We start from the raw sequence: 17,295 nt of genomic DNA, 5'->3' as shown, positions 1-17,295 counted from the left end.
GGGATTCTCCCAAGGCGGCGGGACGCGCAGCGAAGTTACGCTGCGGTAACCTAAGCAAACCGCTGATCGCTGCCCATCGATAGGATCCCGGACCCAACGCCGGAACCGGCGGTTGTGCCCGGGTCACAACGGGAGGCACGCCGTGACGACCGGTTCGCTGCGCCCACTCGTGCGGGAACTCCGGGCCGATCCGCGCGTCGTCGACGAGGTGGTCGCCGCCGCGCGCACGGCCGCGCCGGAGATCGCCCGGCTGCCCGACGCCGACACCCGCCGCCACGTCACCGTCCTGCTCGACGCCGGCCTGGCGGTGTTCGAACGACTGGCCGGCGCCGGCGAGCCCGACTTCGGCGAGGCCGAGCGGCTGGGCGCCGACCGTGCCGCGCAGGGGATACCGCTCGCCGCCCTGCTGTGCGGGGTCCGGGCCGGCCGCACCCGCGTGTTCGAGATCGCGATCGAGCGCGGCCGCGCGGCCGGGATCCCGCACGACGATCTCCTGACCGGCGCGCTGGCACTCGAACGCTACGCCGGCGCGATGGAGCGGCACCTCGTCGACGGCTATCACGCGGCCGAGCGCCGGCTGGCCCGCGACCGGGCCGACGCGGCGGCCCGTCTCCTGCGCCGGCTGCTGCTCCGCGAGCGCGCCGGAACCGACCCCGACGCCGACGAACTGGCCCGGTTCGGCCTGCATCCGGGCGCCCGCTACCACTGCCTCGTCTACGGCGACCCGGACGCCGAGCGCCCACCCGCGCACCGCTGCGACGGCCTGCTGGGCGCGGTCGAGGGGCGGATCGCCGGCCTCACCCCACGGCCACCGGGTCCCGCCGGCGCCGACCCGGCCACGCTGCTCGTGTTCACGCCGCCGGTGTTGCTGTCCGAGGCCGCCGACGCGTACCGGTTGTGCGTCGCGGCCTGGCTCGCGGCCGAGCGGTTCGGCCGGCGCGGCGTGCACGCGGTGACCGACCTCGCCGGCGAGACGGTGCTGGGCGGGCATCCCGACCTGGCCGGCCTGCTGCGCGACTCGCTGCTCGACCGGTTACGCCCGGCCGACGCGTTCCACCGCGAACTCGCCTCGACCGGGCTCAGCTACCTCGACCACGGCCAGCGGCTCGACCAGACGGCGGCGGCGCTCCACGTGCACCCCAACACGGTGCGGTACCGGCTGCGCCGGTTGCACGACCTCACCGGCGCGCCGGCCGACGCCGACCAGCGGCTCACCGTCCTGGAGACGCTCCGCTGGTGGTGGGCGCTGCACACCTGGCTCACGAGCCTTCCGCCACGCGGTTCTCCCACGCCCATGCGGCGATCTCCACCCGGTTCCGCAGGCCCAACTTCGTCTGGATGGTCGACACGTGACTCTTGACGGTGCTCAGTGAGATGAACAGTTCCGCGCCGACCTCCTGGTTCGTGCGTCCCCGCGCGATCTCCCGCACCACCTCGACCTCCCGCTCCGACAACGTGTTCCGGGCGTCGGCCACCGGCGACCGGACGGCGTTGAGGTGCTTGAGCAGCCGCACGGTGATCGACGGCGACACCAGCGCGTCGCCGTTGTGGGCCGCCCGCACCGCCTCGACGAGCAGCGCCGGGCCGGCGTCCTTGAGGATGAAGCCCACCGCGCCGCCGCGCAGCGCGCCGTAGACGTACTCGTCGAGGTCGAACGTCGTCACCACGATGACCCGCAACGGGTTCACCACACCCGGACCGGCCAGCGCCCGCGTGACCTCGATGCCGTCGACCCGCGGCATCCGGATGTCGACCAGGCACACGTCCGGGCGCAGCCGCCGGGCCTGCTCGACGGCGTCGACGCCGTCGACGGCCTCGCCCACCACGGTGATGTCGGGCTGATCCTCGAGGATCAGGCGCAGGCCGCCGCGGATCATCGCCTGGTCGTCGGCGATCAGCACGGAGATGGTCACGGTCGACCCACCGGGACGGGCAGCGTGGCCGACACCGTCCAGCCGCCGCCGGGACGCGGGCCCGCGTCGACGCTGCCGCCGAGGCTCGTGACCCGTTCCCGCATGCCGGTCAGCCCGAAGCCACCCCGCGACGGTTGAGCCGCCGCCGGCGCGTCGTCGGTGACCTCGACGGTGACGCCCATCGGTCCACTGTCGACGGTCACGGCGACCGACCGCGCGCCCGCCGCGTGCCGCGCCACGTTCGTGAGCGCCTCGCGCACCACCCGGTACACCGTGCTCGTCAGCTCGGGCGGCCAGCCGGCCCCATCGTCCCTTATGGACAGTCGCACCGGCGGGCCCTGCCGCTCGAACCGTTCGACGAGTTCGGCCAGGTTCTCCGGGCCGGCCGAGGCCGGCGCCGCGTCGTCGGCGTCCCGCAACAGACCGACCACCCGGCGCATCGCCGACAGCGCCTCGGTGCCGGCGGCTTCGATTCCGCCGAGTGTGGCCGGGAGAGCCGCCGGATCGCGCCGCGCCACGACCTGCGCGGCCTGCGCCTGGATCAGCATGCCGGTGATGTGATGGGCGACCACGTCGTGCAACTCCCGGGCCAGCTCCAGCCGCTCCTGCTGGCGCACCGCCCCTTCCGTGGCCGCCGCCCGCGCGTCGAGCACCCGCAGCGCCAACCCGACCGTCGTCCCGCCCAGCCACATGACCGCGGCGATGTCGGCCGCCGCACCGGACGACTCCGGCCGCACGGTGAGGAATCCGGCGACGACCACCGCCAGGCCACCACCGGCGATGGCGGCGGACCACCGCACCGGCAGCATCCGCACCGCCGACCCCACGAGTACCGCCAGCGCCAGCGCCAGCGCGGGCCCCGGCTCGGCGGGCAGTTCGGCCAGGCGGGACACCGCGATCGCGACCCCGGCGACGCCGAGGCCGGCGACCGCCGTCCAGCGACGGTCGCGACGCCGCAGCAGCGCCAGCGCGCCCGCGACGACGGCCGCGACGCCGCCGGCGATCCAGTACCGCGCGCCCCAACTCTGCGCGACCGCGACGGCTTCGATCGCGATCGCGGCGGCAAGCGCGGCCGCGAGAGCGGCCGTGAGGCCCAGGTCGGCAATCTTCATGCCACCCACGCTAGGAGAACCGGCCGCGCCGCGAACCGGTCGAAAGAACGGTCGCTCCCCTGCTTCGGACCGATGCCCGCGCCCGGGCCGGTTTCCAGGATGAGCTCATGCCACATGATGAATCACCGCCGGTGCTCCACGCCGACGGTCTGACGAAACGGTACGGGCGCCGCTACGCGCTGTCCGGCGTGATGCTCACGGTTCCGCACGGCCGGATCGTCGGCCTGGTCGGCCCGAACGGCGCGGGCAAGTCGACGCTGCTGCAGGTGGCGTGCGGGCTGATCGAGCCGACGTCGGGCACGCTGCGGGTGCTCGGTTCGCGGCCGGCCGCGAAGCTCGCGCGGGTCGGGTTCGTCGCGCAGGACACGCCGGTCTACGCGGGGTTGAGCGTCGCCGAACACCTGCGCCTCGGCGCGAAGCTCAACCCCACCTGGGACGCGGCGCTGGCGCGGCGCCGCATCGCGCAGGTCGGCCTCGACCCGGCGCAGAAGGCCGGCCGGATGTCCGGCGGCCAGCGGGCGCAACTCGCGTTGACGATCGCCGCCGCCAAGCGGCCCGAACTGCTCATCCTCGACGAGCCGGCGGCGGCGCTGGATCCGTTGGCGCGTCAGGGTTTCCTGCGCAACCTGATGGAGTTCGTCGCCGAACTCGGCGCGAGCGCGGTGCTGTCGTCGCACCTGCTCGGCGACATCGAGCAGGTGTGCGACCACGTCATCGTGCTCAGCGGCGGGCGGGTGCAGGTGGCCGGCGACGTCGGCCCGTTGCGCGCCGCCCACGGGAAGAACCTGGAGGACCTCGTGCTCGACCACCTCGGAAGGGCGGAGCGATGATCTGGCTCACCTGGCGGCAGTTCCGCGCGCCCGCGCTCCTCGGCGCCGCGCTGCTCGCCGTCGCCCTGGCCTGTCTTCTGTACCTCGGCACCGACATCCGGAGCGCCTACGACGCCTACCGCGGCCGGTGCGACGCCGGTGGCGACTGCGCGGCCGCGATGCGCCAGTTCCACGGCGACTACAACAATCTCCTGCTCTACCTCGCCGGTGCGATCGGCCTCGCGCCCGTGCTCGTCGGCGTGTTCTGGGGTGCGCCGTTGGTGGCGCGGGAACTGGAGACCGGCACCCACCGGCTGGTGTGGAACCAGAGCGTCTCCCGCCGCACCTGGTTCACCGTCAAGGTTCTGGTCGTCGCCGGTGTCGCGATGGCGTTCGGCGGCACGCTCAGCGCCGCGCTCACGTGGGCGGCGGCCCCGGTCGACCGGATCGGCGCCGACCGGTTCGAGACGGTCGTGTTCGGTGCCCGCAACCTCGCGCCGGTCGGCTACGCGGCGTTCGCGGTGGTGCTGGGAACCGTCGTCGGCATGCTGCTGCGCCGCACGCTGGCCGCGATGGCGCTGACGCTGCTCGCGGTCGTCGTCATCCAGTTCGCGGTGCCGAACCTGGTGCGGCCGCACTACCTGCCCGGCGAGCACGTCCGGATCGCGATGACCGCCGACGCGATCAACGCCGCGCGGGGGCTCGGCAGCATCACCGGCGCCGCCGTGGTCAAGGGCGTCACGGTGGACGACGCGTGGGTCACCGACGCGAGCGTGCTGCGCACCGCCGACGGGAAACCGTTGAGCCGCACCGAGTTCGACCGCTGCTTCACCGAGGCACCCCGGACCGGCGCCACCGGCACGTTCGGCGACACCGCCGCCTGCCTCGGCGCGCTCGACCTCCACGTCGACGTCGTGTACCAGCCGAACACGCGCTACTGGACGTTCCAGTGGCTCGAACTGGCGTTGTACCTGGGTGCGGGTGCGCTCCTGGTGCTGGGCGGGAGGTGGATCGTCCGCCGTCGGGTATAGATTGTTGACGTGGCACAGAACTTCTACGGCGTGGCGATCCACGACCTGCAGGGCGAGCCGTTGAACCTCGGTGAGTTCCAGGACCGGACCGTCCTGGTCGTCAACGTGGCGTCGAAGTGCGGGCTCACCCCGCAGTATCACGGGCTGGAGGCGCTGCAGAAACAGTACGCCGGCCGCGGGTTCACCGTGCTCGGCGTGCCGTGCAACCAGTTCGCCGGGCAGGAGCCGGGCACGGCCGAGGAGATCGCGGAGTTCTGCAGCGCCACCTACGGCGTCACGTTCCCGATCACCGAGAAGGTCGACGTCAACGGCGCGGGCCGGCACCCGCTCTACGACGTCCTCGTCGACACCCCCGACGCCGAGGGTCACACCGGCGACATCCGCTGGAACTTCGAGAAGTTCCTGGTGGCGCCGGGTGGGCAGGTCACCGCCCGGTTCTCGCCGCGGGTCACGCCCGACGACCCGGCGCTCGTCGCGGCCGTGGAGTCGTCGCTCACGCGGTGAGGCCACCGTCGAGCGGCAGGATCACGCCGTTGAGGAAGTCCGCTCCCGGTCCCGCCAGAAACGTGACCACGGCCGCGACGTCCGCCGCCGTGGCCAGCCGGCGGGCCGGAATCGTCGGGATCACGTCGCGCTCGATGTCGAGGAACGCCTGCACCGGCGCCGCCATCGGCCCGTCGGCCACGAGGCCGGGGTTCACCGCGTTCACCCGCACGCCGTCGGGGCCGTGCTCCTGCGCCCAACTGCGGGTCAGGTTGTCCAGCGCCGCCTTCGTCGAGTTGTAGACCGCCCCGCCGGGGAACGTCTTGATGGTCCCGATCGAGCTGACGTTGATGACCCGCCCGGCGCCGCTCGCCACCAGCGCCGGCAGCGCGGCCTGGGTCAGGAAGAACACGGCCCTGTAGTTGAGGGCGACGAGCCGGTCGAAGTCCTCCTCGGTGGCCCCGATCGCCGGCCCGAGCGCGTTGACCGCCGCGTTGTTGACGAGGATGTCGAGGCGGCCGAAGTGGTCCAGCGCCGTGTCGAGCACGCGCCGGTGGGCGTCCCGTCGGCTCAGATCCGCGGCGACGAACGTCGCCCGCGGAAGCTCCTTGGCGACGGCCGCGCCCTCCTCCTCGCGGCGCCCGACCACGACGACGGCCGCGCCCGCCGCGGCGAGACCGCGCGCGATCGCGGCGCCGATGCCGCCCGTGGAGCCGGTGACCACCGCGACCCTGCCGTCCAGATCAGTTGTCATGCGATCGACGCTAGGAGCGTCCGTTCATTAGATCAATGACTTGTTCTCGATGACTTGATAACGTGGATGCATGAAGTTCGAGCTGCGGCACCTGGAGGCGTTCGTCGCGGTCGCGGAGGAACTTCATTTCGGACGCGCGGCCGGCCGGCTGCACGTCGCCCAGCCGGCGCTGTCGCAGCAGATCCTGCGGCTGGAGTCGGCACTGGGAGTCGACCTGCTGGTGCGCTCAAAGCGGCGGACCGGCCTGAGTGAAGCCGGCCGGCTGTTCCTGGCGGAGGCCCGGCGCACGCTGTCGCAGGCGCGGGTGGCCGAGTCGGTCGCCGAGCGGGCGCGGCGCGGCGAACTGGGCCGGCTGCGGGTCGGCTACCACCCGACCGCGTCGTCGGGGCCGTTCCTCGCGGCGCTGGCCGCGTTCGAGAAGGTCGCGCCGTCGGTCGAGCTGAGCCTGCACGAGCTGGCCATGGGTGAGCTGGGTCAACCGCTGCACGAAGACGTGGTCGACGTCGCGTTCCTCAGCACGCTCGGCCAGGTCCACTGCGGGGAGCCCACGCTCGGCGTGCACGTGCTGGCGACGGAGCGGTTCGTGGTCGCGGTGCCGCCGTCCCATCCGCTGGCGGCGGCCGAGGACGTCTCCCTTGCCGATCTCGCCGGCGAGACGCTGGTGATGCTCGGCCGCGAGGTGTGCGTGTACTGGCACGACCACCTGCTGGCCATGGCCGAGCGGGGCGGCTTCACGCCGCGCACCGTGCGGTACGCCGGCGAGCTGGGTGCGCTGCTCACGCTGGTGGCCGCCGGGCTCGGCATCGCCCTGGTGCAGGAGTCGACCCGGATGCTGCGCGCCGACGGGCTGGCCTTTCTCGGTGTGCCCGACGCCGATCAGCCGGTCGTTTCCGCGGCGATGTGGCGCGCCGACGACCCGTCGCCCGTGCTGGCGCGGTTCCTCGACCTCCTCACTTGACCCTTGTTCGACAAGTCTCGATGTCATACGGTCACGTGAGCTATCGAAACGCGGCCTGAAACTTTCGCCGGACGCCTCCCCCTGGCCGCCCGCCTCGAAGGGAGCACGCCCCGTGACCGGATCCCGGCCCCCCGCCGTCCGCCTGCGCCACCTCGCCGCACCGCTGTTCGCCCTCACCGTGACCCTGGCCGCCGCCTCCCCGGCGGGCGCGTCCACCGGGCACCCGACCCCGACGATCGTCGACACCGCCCGTGGCCACGGCACCGTGGTGAGCTACACCTTCGACGACGGGCCGAACCCGGTCGACACACCGCGCCTGCTGGCCGTGCTGCGGGCGCGGCACGTGCGAGCCGTGTTCTGCGTGCAGGGTGATCATGCCCGCGAGTACCCCGCGCTGGTCCGGCGCATCGCCGCCGAGGGCCACCTGCTGTGCAACCACAGCCTGAAGCACGACGACCTGGGCACCTGGACGGTCGACCAGATCCGGGCCGACCTGCTCGCCACGAACGCCGCGATCCGCGCCGCCGTGCCGCACGCCCACATCCCGTACTTCCGGGCGCCGTTCGGTAGCTGGGGTGCGACGCCGGAGGTCGCGGCCGGACTGGGCATGCAACCGCTGGGCTGGCGCCTCGCGATCACCGACTGGGAGCCGCCCGGCACCGACGAACTGGTCCGCCGCCTGATGGACGGCATCACGCCGGGCGCCGTGGTCCTCATGCACGACGGCGGCGGCGACCGCAGCCAGACCGTCGAGGCCGTGAACCGCACGATCCCCCTGCTCAGAGCGGCCGGCTACCGCTTCACCCTCCCCGCCCGCGGCCACTGACCCACGGCGATCTTGCAGTTGTGGTGCCTCACAAACCCGGGTAGACCGGGGTGAAACTGGCACCACAACTGCAAGATCGACTCGGGTCAGCTGCTGGAGAAGGCGGCGTCGAAGGCGGCGCTCGGGGGGTCGAACGCCAGCCGGCGGACGAACTGGACGGCCTCCGCCGCGCCGACGAGGCGGTCCATTCCGGCGTCTTCCCATTCGACGGAGATGGGGCCGTCGTAGCCGATCGCGTTCAGGGCGCGGAAGCAGTCCTCCCACGGGACGTCGCCGTGGCCGGTGGAGACGAAATCCCACCCGCGGCGCATGTCGGCCCAGGGCAGGTGGGAGCTCAGTCGGCCGCGGCGACCGTCGCCGGTGCGGACCTTCGCGTCTTTGCAGTCGACGTGGTAGATGCGGTCGGCGAAGTCGAAGATGAAGTTGACCGGGTCGAGCTCCTGCCACACGAAGTGCGACGGGTCCCAGTTGAGGCCGAACGCCTCGCGGTGGCCGATCGCCTCCAGCGTGCGCGTGGTCGTGTAGTAGTCGTACGCGATCTCGCTCGGGTGCACCTCGTGCGCGAAGCGCACGCCCACCTCGTCGAACACGTCGAGGATCGGGTTCCAGCGGTTGGCGAAGTCTTCGTAGCCCTTGTCGATCATCGACGTGGGCACCGGCGGGAACATGGCCACGGTGTGCCAGATCGACGACCCGGTGAAGCCGACCACGGTGCGCACACCGAGCTTGGCCGCCGCCCGCGCGGTGTCCTTCATCTCCTCCGCGGCCCGCTGGCGCACGCCCTCGGGCTCGCCGTCGCCCCAGATGCGGGCCGGCAGGATGCCCTGGTGCCGCTCGTCGATCGGGTGGTCGCAGACGGCCTGGCCCAGCAGGTGGTTGGAGATGGCGTAGACGTGCAGGTTGTACTTGGCCAATGTCTCCAGCTTGCGATCGACGTAGGACTCGTCGGAGATCGCCTTGTCGACCTCGAAGTGGTCGCCCCAGCAGGCGATCTCGAGGCCGTCGTAGCCCCACTCGGAGGCGTGCTGGCACACCGTTTCGAATGGCAGGTCGGCCCACTGGCCGGTGAACAACGTGATCGGACGCGCCATCGACTGCTCCTCAGACGGTTCGTAACAAGAAGTCAGGCGGGGACTGCGCCTCCCCAGGAACACCCTATGCCCTGTACCGCACCAGGAAAAGTGGACCGGGTGAGCGGGCCGGTCGGCGTCGCGACCCGCTCACCCGGCGTCTAGGGGTTACGCGGGAAACACCCAGCGCTGGTTGGCGCCGTTGTTGCAGTCCCAGATCCGCAACGCCGTGCCGTCGCCGGTCTGGCCGCCCGGTGACTCCAGGCACCGGTTCGACTGCGGATTACGGACTTGAGTCGCTCCGGAACCGGTCGACTCGACGACCCAGTTCTGCGCTCCCGTGTTGTTGCACGTCCACAACTGCACGCGGGTGCCGTTGGCGGTGCCGCCACCGGACACGTCGAGGCACTTGCCCAGCGCGCGGATCGTCTGGCCGGTGCGGGTCCAGTTCTGGGCACCGGTGTTGTTGCAGGTCCACAGCTGCACCTGGGTGCCGTCGGCGGTGTTGGAGCCGCTGACGTCCATGCACTTGCCGTTGATGCCCTTCACCGGGCCGGGCCCCGGATTCGGGTTGGTGCCGCCGAGTTCCTTGATCCGGATGTTCCGGAACGCCACCTCGTCGTCGGCGCCGTGGTTCTGGATGCCGATGTGACCGGAGGTGAGGCTGCGCACGGGGTCGGCGTTCGTGAAGTCGTTCACCTGGACGCCGTTCAGGTAGATGCGCACCCGCTCGCCCTCGACGAGCAGTTCGAACGTGTTCCACTCCCCCGGCGGGTTCAGCGCGGCGTCGCGGGCCGCCGTGTCGGCGCCCTTGAACCCGTACACCGACCCGGTGGTGCGGTCGGGGGTGTCGGTCGCGTCGATCTGGATCTCGTAGCCGTTGTTGACCGCCGACCACGGGTCGCTCGACGGCGGGAAGCCGATGAAGATGCCGGAGTTGTCGTCGCCGGCCATCCGCCAGTCGGCCTTCAGCGAGTAGGACCGGAACTCCTTCGCCGAATACCACAGCATGCCCATGCCACCGGTCGACGTGAGCGTGCCGTCGACGTTGGTGAACGAGCCCGGGCCGGCCTGCGACCACCCGGTGGTGGACCCGTTGTACAGCGCGGTGTACCCGGTCTCCGGCCGGCAGTCGGCGTTCGCCTGACCGGCCGCGTACCGGATGCCGCCGAGGATCACCTGTCGCACGGCCGGGTCGGCGTACGACTCCTGGGTGTGCCCGAACCCGGTGTAGAACGACCGGCCGCCGTTCAGGCCCTTGCACCAGGTGATCGGGTGGTCGCCCATGCCTCCGCCGGAGTAGCTGGACTCGTCGAGGGACGCGAGCACGTGCGCCGTCGAGCGGGGGTTCGTGCGGAAGCTGTACCACTCGTCGGTGCGGGTCCATTGTGGACCGAGGTGCGCGGTGGCCGGATGCGCCCGGTCCTCGATCACCACCCGCGCGGGCTGGATCGCCGGGTGCTGCTGGAACCACGCGCCGACCAGGTTTCCGTAGAACGGCCAGTCGTACTCGGTGTCGGCCGCCGCGTGCACGCCGACGTACCCGTTTCCTGCGCCGATGTAGGACTCGAACGCCGTCTGCTGCGCGGCGTTCAGCACGTCGCCGGTGGTGTTGAGGAACACCACCGCGTCGTACTGGTTCAGGTTCGCGGTGGTGAACGCCGCCGCGTCCTCGGTGGCCGTCACCGAGAAGCCGTTGGCCGCGCCCAGATCGCGGATCGCCTGCGTGCCCACCGCGATGGAGTCGTGACGGAAGCCGGCGGTCTTCGAGAAGACGAGTACGGAGTAGGGGTCGTCGGCTGAGCTTTCAGCCGCACAGGCGGTCGAGGTCACGCCGGCGACGATCGTCACCAGCGCGGTCGCCACTACGGCCAAGCGTCCCATCAGTGTTCTCATCGTATGCCTCCCCAGGTCTATGAGAATGTCCAACGTTGGTTGGTACCGGCGTTGCAGTCCCAGATCCGCAACGGCGTGCCGTCGGCGGTCTGGCCGCCCGGCGCCTCCAGGCACCGGTTCGACTGCGGATTGCGAACGGCGCCACCCGCTTCCACGACCCAGTTCTGCGCTCCCGTGTTGTTGCATGTCCACAACTGCACCTTCGTGCCGTTGGCGGTGCCGCCGCCGGAGATGTCGAGGCACTTGCCGAGCGCGCGGATCGTCTGCCCGGTGCGGGTCCACGACTGCGCCGAGGTGTTGTTGCAGGTGTACAGCTGCACGGCCGTGCCGTCGGTCGAGACCGCGCCGGCGACGTCCATGCACTTGCCGCCGGCCCCGGTGACCCGCCCCGGCACGCCGGTGGTGAACGCGAAGTCGTCGACGTCGAACAGCGCTCCCGTTCCGCCGGTGAACACGAGGTACAGCCGGATCGTCCCGGACGGCACGGCGCTCAACACGCCATTGACGTTGACGAACGTCTCCCAGCCGCCGGTGACCGGCACGGTGGCCGTACCGATGACCTGGCCGGTCGGTGAACCGGCCCGCAGCGTCAGCGTTCCGCCGATCCCGCCCGACGCGACCCGCGCCGAGAAGCCGGTCGCGGTCGACACGTTGTAGCGGTCGAACGCGATCCAGTCTCCGTTGTGGATGTCGCCGACCGCGCGGCCGCCGTGCGCGGCGGCCTTGTCGAAGACGGTGACGCCCTGCGCGGCCGAGAAGTGCTCACCCTGCCGCGTACGCGGCTGCGTGACGTTCTGCGTGTGCGACGTCGCACCGCCGTTGTCGGTGTACTCCGCGTCGAAGACGCCGAAGATGTTCGCCGCGGCGTCGTGCTCGCCGTCGACGGGCACCGCGATCGTGCCGTTGCACCCGGTGGCCGACGTGATCTCGTGCGCGTGCGAGTCGTGCCCGAGCAGGTACCGCACCTTCACCCGCGAGCAGTCGATCGACGCGTCCTCCGGATCGGTGACCCGCACCTGGAACGGCACGGTGTCGCCGAAGGAGAACAACTGCCCGTCGAGCGGTGCCAGCAGCGTCACCGTCGGCGCCGTGTTCCCGACGGTGATCGGGACGCTCGCGGTGGCCGTCAGGTTCTGCGGGTCGCGGACGGTCAGCGTCGCGGTGAAGGTCCCGTTGGACGTGTACGTGTGCGACGGGTTCGCCGCGGTCGACGTGCCGCCGTCGCCGAACGTCCACGAGTACGTGAGCGCGCCGCCCTCCGGGTCGCTCGACCCGGCCGAGGAGAACGCGACCGTCAGCGGCGCCTGGCCACTGGTGGGCGTCCCCGAAGCGGTCGCGATCGGTGACCGTGGACCGCTCGCGATGTACTCGATGCGGTACAGCGCCGAGTTGGCGTCGCCGTTGAAGTAGCCGGTGCCGTAGTCGAGGACGTACAGCGCGCCGTCCGGTCCGAACGCCATGTCCATCACCTGCGTGCCGCTCCACGGGAACGCCGCGATCTCGCCCGGCGAAGCAGAAGCGTGCGCCACGCGGATCCAGCGCCGGCCGAACTCGCCGAGGAACGCGTGCCCGTCGAAGTCCGCGGGGAACTTCACCGTGGACGTGCTCGACGCGTTGTACCGGTACACCGGGCCGCCCATCGGCGACTCCGAGCCGCACCCGAACGCCGGCTGCGAGCAGTTGTCGTACGGGATCCAGGCCGGCTGTGCCGGCGGCAACGTGGCGCGGCCGGTGTTGCGCGGCGAGGTGTTCGCGGGTCCACCGGCGCAGTTGAACTTCGCGCCGACCGTTCCGGTGGCGAAGTCGTAGTCGGCGTAGGTCTCCGCGGCCGTGTTCGTTCCGGTGCAGTACGGCCAGCCGTAGTTGCCGGGCGCCGCGACGCGCGCGAACTCCACCTGCCCGGCCGGGCCGCGCGGGCCGGCGGTGCCGGCGTCGGGCCCGTAGTCGCCGACGTAGACCACACCGGTCGCCTTGTCGACGCCGAGCCGGAACGGGTTGCGGAAGCCCATCGCGTAGATCTCGGGACGCGTGTTCGCCGTGCCCGACGCGAACAGGTTGCCGGCCGGCACCGTGTAGCCGCCGCCCGCCGACGGTTTGATCCGCAGGATCTTGCCGCGGAGGTCGTTGGTGTTGCCGGCGCTGCGCTGCGCGTCGAAGGCGGGGTTGCGGTTGGCGCGCTCGTCGAGCGGCGCGTAGCCGTCGGACTCGAACGGGTTCGTATCGTCCCCTGTGGACAGATAGAGGTTGCCGGCCGCGTCGAAGTCGATGTCGCCACCCACGTGGCAGCACAGGCCGCGGTCCGCGGGCACGTCGATGACCGTCACCTCGCTGCCGGCCTGCAACGTCCAGCCGGCGGTGACCGTGAACCGCGACAGGCGGTTCACGCCGCGCCAGGCGCTGAAGTCGGTGCCGGTGGTGGGCGCGTCGCCGGCCGGTGTCGACAGCGGCGGCGCGTAGTAGAGGTAGATCCAGCGGTTGGTGGCGAAGTTCGGGTCGACGCCGATGCCCTGCAGCCCCTCCTCGTCGTGGCTGTAGACGGCGATGTTCGCGACCACCGCCGTGTTGCCGGCGGCGTCGGTACGGCGCAACGTTCCGTTGCGGGCGGTGTGCAGCACCGAACGGTCGGGCAGCACGGCCAGGCTCATCGGCTCGCCCATCTCGGCGACGCCCTTGGCGAGCGTCACCTGTTGGAAGGCGGCCGGGTCGATCACCGGATGGGCCTGCGCGGGCGGGGCGCCGGCGACCGTCGCGGTGAGGGTGGCAGCCGCGGCGAGTAACGCCGCGGACAGTAGGCGTTTGTGCATTGCCGTATTTCCCTTTCCCTGACCTTGGGGGTCGTCAGGAGGGCGCGCGCCGATCGCGCCAGCAATGGTTTTGAGTTGTTGTTTCTTCCCGGCCGCGCACCCACGAGCGGGGCGCAGCCGCCGCGGGAACGCGGCCGGGAAGCCTTCGGTTACACCGTGACGGCGGTCCAGCCGGAACCGGCTGCCGCGCTCTGCTCGACCGCGCTGAGCACCTGCTGAACCTGCAGGGCATCCGCGAACGAGGGTTCGGGATCCTTTCCGACCGCGACCGCTTCCAGGAAGTCGCGCATCTGGTGGGTGAACGAGTGCTCGTAGCCGATGATGTGACCCGGCGGCCACCACGCGGACATGTAGGGGTGGTCGCCCTCGGTCACGAGGATGCGGGTGAAGCCCTGCTCGGCGCCGGGGCGGGCGGCGTCGTAGAACTCCAGTTCGTTGAGGCGTTCCAGGTCGAACACGGCGGAGCCGAGCGACCCGTTGACCTCGACCCGCAGGCCGTTCTTGCGTCCGGTGGCGAAGCGGGTCGCCTCGTAGGTGGCCACCGCGCCACCGGACAGCCGGGCCAGGAACAGCGCCGCGTCGTCGACGGTGACCTGACCCGTCTCCGTCGACGACTCGGCACTCAACCCGCTCGACGCGCTGGGCAACGGACGCTCCTTGATGAACGTCTCGGTGATCGCCGACACGCCCGTGATGGACTGGCCGGTGACGAACTGCGTCAGGTCGACGATGTGCGAACCGATGTCGCCGAGCGCGCCGGATCCCGACTTCTCCTTCTGCAGCCGCCATACCAGCGGGAACTGGGGATCGGTGATCCAGTCCTGCAGGTACACCGCGCGCACGTGCCGCACGGTGCCCAGCCGGCCGCCCGCGATGAGCTGCCGCAGGAAGGCCACCGCCGGCACCCGCCGGTAGTTGAACCCGGCCATCGAACGAACCCCGGACGCCCGCGCCGTCTCGGCCGCGGCGACCATCGCCCGGGCCTCCTCGACGGTGTTCGCCAACGGCTTCTCGCACAGCACGTGCTTGCCCGCCGCCAGCGCCGCCAGTGCGATCTCGCAGTGGCTGTCACCCGGTGTGCAGATGTCGACGACGTCGATGTCGTCAGCGGCCACCAGCTCGCGCCAGTCGGTGTAGGTCCGTTCCCAGCCGAGCTGGGCGGCCGCGGCCCGCACCTTGGCGTCGTCGCGGCCGGCCACCGCGGTCATCCTGGCTCGTACCGGGAGGTCGAATGCGCGGTTCACGGTGCGCCACGCCTGGGAGTGCGCAGCGCCCATGAACGCGTAGCCGACCATGCCGACCCGCAGTTCTCCGTTGGTGTCCGATGGGGACATCGGCCGTCTCCTTACGTTCTCCGCGCCTGCGACTGCCGGTCCCTGGTCAGGAGCGGAAGCCGAGCGGCATGTACTGGTCGACATTCTCCTTGGTGATCGTTTCCGATTGGAGAATCACCAGCTTCGGAACCTGGAGCTCCACCAGGTCCTCCATGCCCTTGCCCTGTGCCACCAGGCGGGCGAGCGCGATGGCCGACGACGCCATCGTCGGGCTGTAGGTCACCGTGGCCTTCAACGGCTGGTTGTCGGCCTTGATGATCTCCATGGCGTCGAGCGACCCGGCGCCGCCGACCATGTAGAACTCGCTGCGGTTGGCCTGCTTGATGGCCGCCAGCACGCCGACGCCCTGGTCGTCGTCGTGGTTCCACAGCGCGTCGATCTTCGGCGCGGCCTGCAGGAGGTTCGCGGTGACCTCCTGTCCACTCTGGACGGTGAAGCGGGCCGCCTGGCGCGGGCCGACCTTCAGCCCGAAGACCGCCAGCGCGTCCCGGAAGCCCTTCGACCGGTCCTGGGTCAGCGGAAGCTCGTCCATGCCGGCGATCTCGGCGATCACGGCGTTCGGGTTGCCCTTGAGCCGCGTGCCGATCAGCTTGCCGGCCGCGACGCCCATGCCGTAGTTGTCGCCCTTGACCAGCGTGCGGTAGGCCAGCGGGTCGGAGAACTCGCGGTCGAGGTTGATGACCGGGATGCCGGCGTCCATCGCCTTGCGGCCGGTGGCCGTCATCTGCGCGCCGTCGTGCGGCAGCAGGACGATGATGTCGGGCTTCTGCTGGATCAGCGTCTCCAGCGCGGCCCGCTGCTCCGGCACGTCCTTGCCGGCCGCCACCGCGTTGAACGTGACGTCGGAGTACTTGCCGGCCTGTGCCTTCGCGTTGTTGGTGATCGCCGCGATCCAGCCATGGTCGGCCGCCGGCGCGGAGAAGCCGATCGTCACCTTCTTGCCGGGCTCGGCGTTCTTGCCGGCGGCCACCTTGGTCTGGTCTTCGGCCTGCTTGTCGTCGTCGCCGGTGTCGTTGGACGTGCACGCGCTCAGCAGCAGGCCCGCGCCTACCGCGGAGCCGCCGAGCAGCATACGCCGACGGGAGAAGTTACTCATTTCGACCTCCGTGAGTCGAATGTGGACGGTGGATGGGTGTGAGGTGCCTGGCCGGCGTTACCGACCCATTCGGATGGGGTTGTTACGTTGGCGATTTTCGGAGTTGCGGAAGTGAGCTGAAGTTGACCTGCTGCAGGAGAACGGCGCCGATGATGATGGCGCCCTTCACGATGAGCTGGTACTCCTGCTCGAGGTTGTTGACGATGAACAGATTCGTGATGCCCTTGAAGACGAGGACGCCGAGGATGGCGCCCACGATCGAGCCGCGACCGCCGGCCAGCGCGGTGCCGCCGATGATGCACGCCGCGATGGCGTCGAGTTCGTAGAGGTCGCCGTGGTCGGGTGCGCCGGCGGTGGCCTGCGCCACCACCATGATGGCGGCGATGCCGCAGCACAGCCCCGACAACCCGTACAGCAGCATGGTGTGCAGCCGCAGGTTGATGCCGGCCAGGCGGGCCGCCTCCGGGTTGCCGCCGACCGCGAACGTGCGGCGGCCGAACGTGGTGCGGTTCAACAGGATCCAGCCGATCACGCCGACGACCAGCAACATCCACACCAGGTACGGGATGCCGAGGAAGTCCTTCTCGGCGATGTTGGTGATCGCGACGTTCTCGATGTTGACCCGCTGCGTCCGCTTGCCGGAGATGAGCTGCGCGAGACCGCGGGCCGACACGAGCATCGCGAGCGTGGCGATGAACGCCACCACCCGCCCGTACGCGATGAGGAACCCGTTGACCAGACCGGCGACCGTGCCCACGAGCAACGCCGTGAACACCATGCCGGTGGGGCCGAACTCCTGTGTCGCCTGGGTGGTGCACCACACGCTCGTCAACGCGACCAGCGCGCCGACCGACAGGTCGATGCCGCCGCCGATGATGACGAACGTCATGCCGATCGCGATGACGCCGATCGCCGCCGACTGCTGGAAAATGATCAGCTCGTTGTTCCAGAGCTGTTCGGCGTGGAGGAAGATGCGCGGAACCGTGATGGCGCCGACGATCCAGATCGCCACGAGAACCCCGACGAGGCCGAGGTTGCGGCGTACCGACTCGCTCGCGTCGCTGGACCACCAGCCCTGTCTCTTCGACAATTCGGCGGCGGCGGTCGGCTGTTCCGGCGCCGTAGCCGGCTTCAGATCGGTCATGCCACGGCTCCGCTTCGCTGCGCCGCGGAATGACCGGCGGCTGAGTTAATGATTCGCTCGCACGA

At 70.9% G+C, this 17,295-nt stretch carries 14 protein-coding genes and 1 pseudogene; 6 read left to right on the top strand and 9 right to left on the bottom strand.

Translation table 11 applies throughout. From position 1 onward, the window contains the following. The first annotated feature begins 142 nt into the window (after positions 1-142). A complete protein-coding gene (locus tag Vau01_RS44610; protein WP_204006320.1) occupies positions 143-1,360 on the top strand; it encodes an RsbRD N-terminal domain-containing protein in 1,218 nt (405 codons plus the stop codon). Here Vau01_RS44610 and Vau01_RS44605 read toward each other — a convergent pair. Continuing rightward, a complete protein-coding gene (locus Vau01_RS44605; RefSeq protein WP_204006319.1) occupies positions 1,260-1,913 on the bottom strand; it encodes a response regulator in 654 nt (217 codons plus the stop codon). The genes Vau01_RS44610 and Vau01_RS44605 overlap by 101 nt on opposite strands. Beyond that, positions 1,910-3,025 carry a sensor histidine kinase gene (locus Vau01_RS44600; RefSeq protein ID WP_204006318.1) on the bottom strand — a complete coding sequence of 372 codons (1,116 nt, stop codon included), beginning with the start codon at positions 3,023-3,025 and terminating at the stop codon, positions 1,910-1,912. The genes Vau01_RS44605 and Vau01_RS44600 overlap by 4 nt, the downstream gene beginning before the upstream one ends. Positions 3,026-3,132: 107 nt before the next feature. Between Vau01_RS44600 and Vau01_RS44595 the strand changes: the two are divergent. The 3 genes and pseudogenes from Vau01_RS44595 to Vau01_RS44585 all read left to right on the top strand — a co-directional run. After that, positions 3,133-3,801 (top strand): annotated as a pseudogene (locus Vau01_RS44595) (ABC transporter ATP-binding protein); the annotation flags it as partial. A gap of 50 nt (positions 3,802-3,851) precedes the next feature. Beyond that, positions 3,852-4,865, top strand: a complete 1,014-nt coding sequence (locus Vau01_RS44590) for an ABC-2 membrane transporter-related protein (RefSeq protein ID WP_204006315.1) — start codon at positions 3,852-3,854, stop codon at positions 4,863-4,865. A gap of 9 nt (positions 4,866-4,874) precedes the next feature. Continuing rightward, positions 4,875-5,369, top strand: coding sequence for a glutathione peroxidase (locus tag Vau01_RS44585; RefSeq protein ID WP_275424013.1), 495 nt, complete (start codon positions 4,875-4,877; stop codon positions 5,367-5,369). Here Vau01_RS44585 and Vau01_RS44580 read toward each other — a convergent pair. Continuing rightward, positions 5,359-6,102: an SDR family NAD(P)-dependent oxidoreductase gene (locus Vau01_RS44580; protein ID WP_204006313.1), complete on the bottom strand. Its 744-nt coding sequence runs from the start codon at positions 6,100-6,102 to the stop codon at positions 5,359-5,361. The two genes, Vau01_RS44585 and Vau01_RS44580, sit on opposite strands and share 11 nt — an antisense overlap. Positions 6,103-6,172: 70 nt before the next feature. Here Vau01_RS44580 and Vau01_RS44575 point away from each other — a divergent pair, with 70 nt between their 5' ends. Beyond that, positions 6,173-7,060 carry a LysR substrate-binding domain-containing protein gene (locus Vau01_RS44575; RefSeq protein ID WP_204006311.1) on the top strand — a complete coding sequence of 296 codons (888 nt, stop codon included), beginning with the start codon at positions 6,173-6,175 and terminating at the stop codon, positions 7,058-7,060. Between the two features lie 112 nt (positions 7,061-7,172). Next, complete coding sequence (locus Vau01_RS44570; protein ID WP_239152347.1) at positions 7,173-7,886, top strand: polysaccharide deacetylase family protein; 714 nt, start codon at positions 7,173-7,175, stop codon at positions 7,884-7,886. Between the two features lie 86 nt (positions 7,887-7,972). Here the strand turns inward: Vau01_RS44570 and Vau01_RS44565 are convergent, their stop codons facing one another. The 6 genes from Vau01_RS44565 to Vau01_RS44540 form a co-directional block, all read right to left on the bottom strand. Further along, positions 7,973-8,977, bottom strand: a complete 1,005-nt coding sequence (locus tag Vau01_RS44565; protein ID WP_204006310.1) for a sugar phosphate isomerase/epimerase family protein — start codon at positions 8,975-8,977, stop codon at positions 7,973-7,975. A gap of 147 nt (positions 8,978-9,124) precedes the next feature. Continuing rightward, positions 9,125-10,852, bottom strand: a complete 1,728-nt coding sequence (locus tag Vau01_RS44560; RefSeq protein ID WP_204006309.1) for a ThuA domain-containing protein — start codon at positions 10,850-10,852, stop codon at positions 9,125-9,127. A gap of 17 nt (positions 10,853-10,869) precedes the next feature. Beyond that, a complete protein-coding gene (locus tag Vau01_RS44555; protein WP_204006308.1) occupies positions 10,870-13,656 on the bottom strand; it encodes a PQQ-dependent sugar dehydrogenase in 2,787 nt (928 codons plus the stop codon). 149 nt (positions 13,657-13,805) lie between these two features. Beyond that, the gene (locus Vau01_RS44550) at positions 13,806-14,990 is read right to left on the bottom strand and encodes a Gfo/Idh/MocA family protein (protein WP_204006307.1); all 1,185 of its coding nucleotides are present in this window, start codon (positions 14,988-14,990) and stop codon (positions 13,806-13,808) included. Between the two features lie 46 nt (positions 14,991-15,036). Beyond that, complete coding sequence (locus tag Vau01_RS44545) at positions 15,037-16,086, bottom strand: substrate-binding domain-containing protein (RefSeq protein ID WP_204006306.1); 1,050 nt, start codon at positions 16,084-16,086, stop codon at positions 15,037-15,039. 82 nt (positions 16,087-16,168) lie between these two features. Then, positions 16,169-17,230, bottom strand: a complete 1,062-nt coding sequence (locus tag Vau01_RS44540; protein ID WP_204006304.1) for an ABC transporter permease — start codon at positions 17,228-17,230, stop codon at positions 16,169-16,171. Positions 17,231-17,295: the final 65 nt, after the last annotated feature.

The sequence above is a fragment of the Virgisporangium aurantiacum genome, assembly GCF_016863635.1.
In the GTDB taxonomy this organism is placed as follows: domain Bacteria; phylum Actinomycetota; class Actinomycetes; order Mycobacteriales; family Micromonosporaceae; genus Virgisporangium; species Virgisporangium aurantiacum.
The sequence above is the reverse complement of the archived record's forward strand: the minus strand, read 5'-3'. Positions and strand labels throughout refer to the sequence as shown.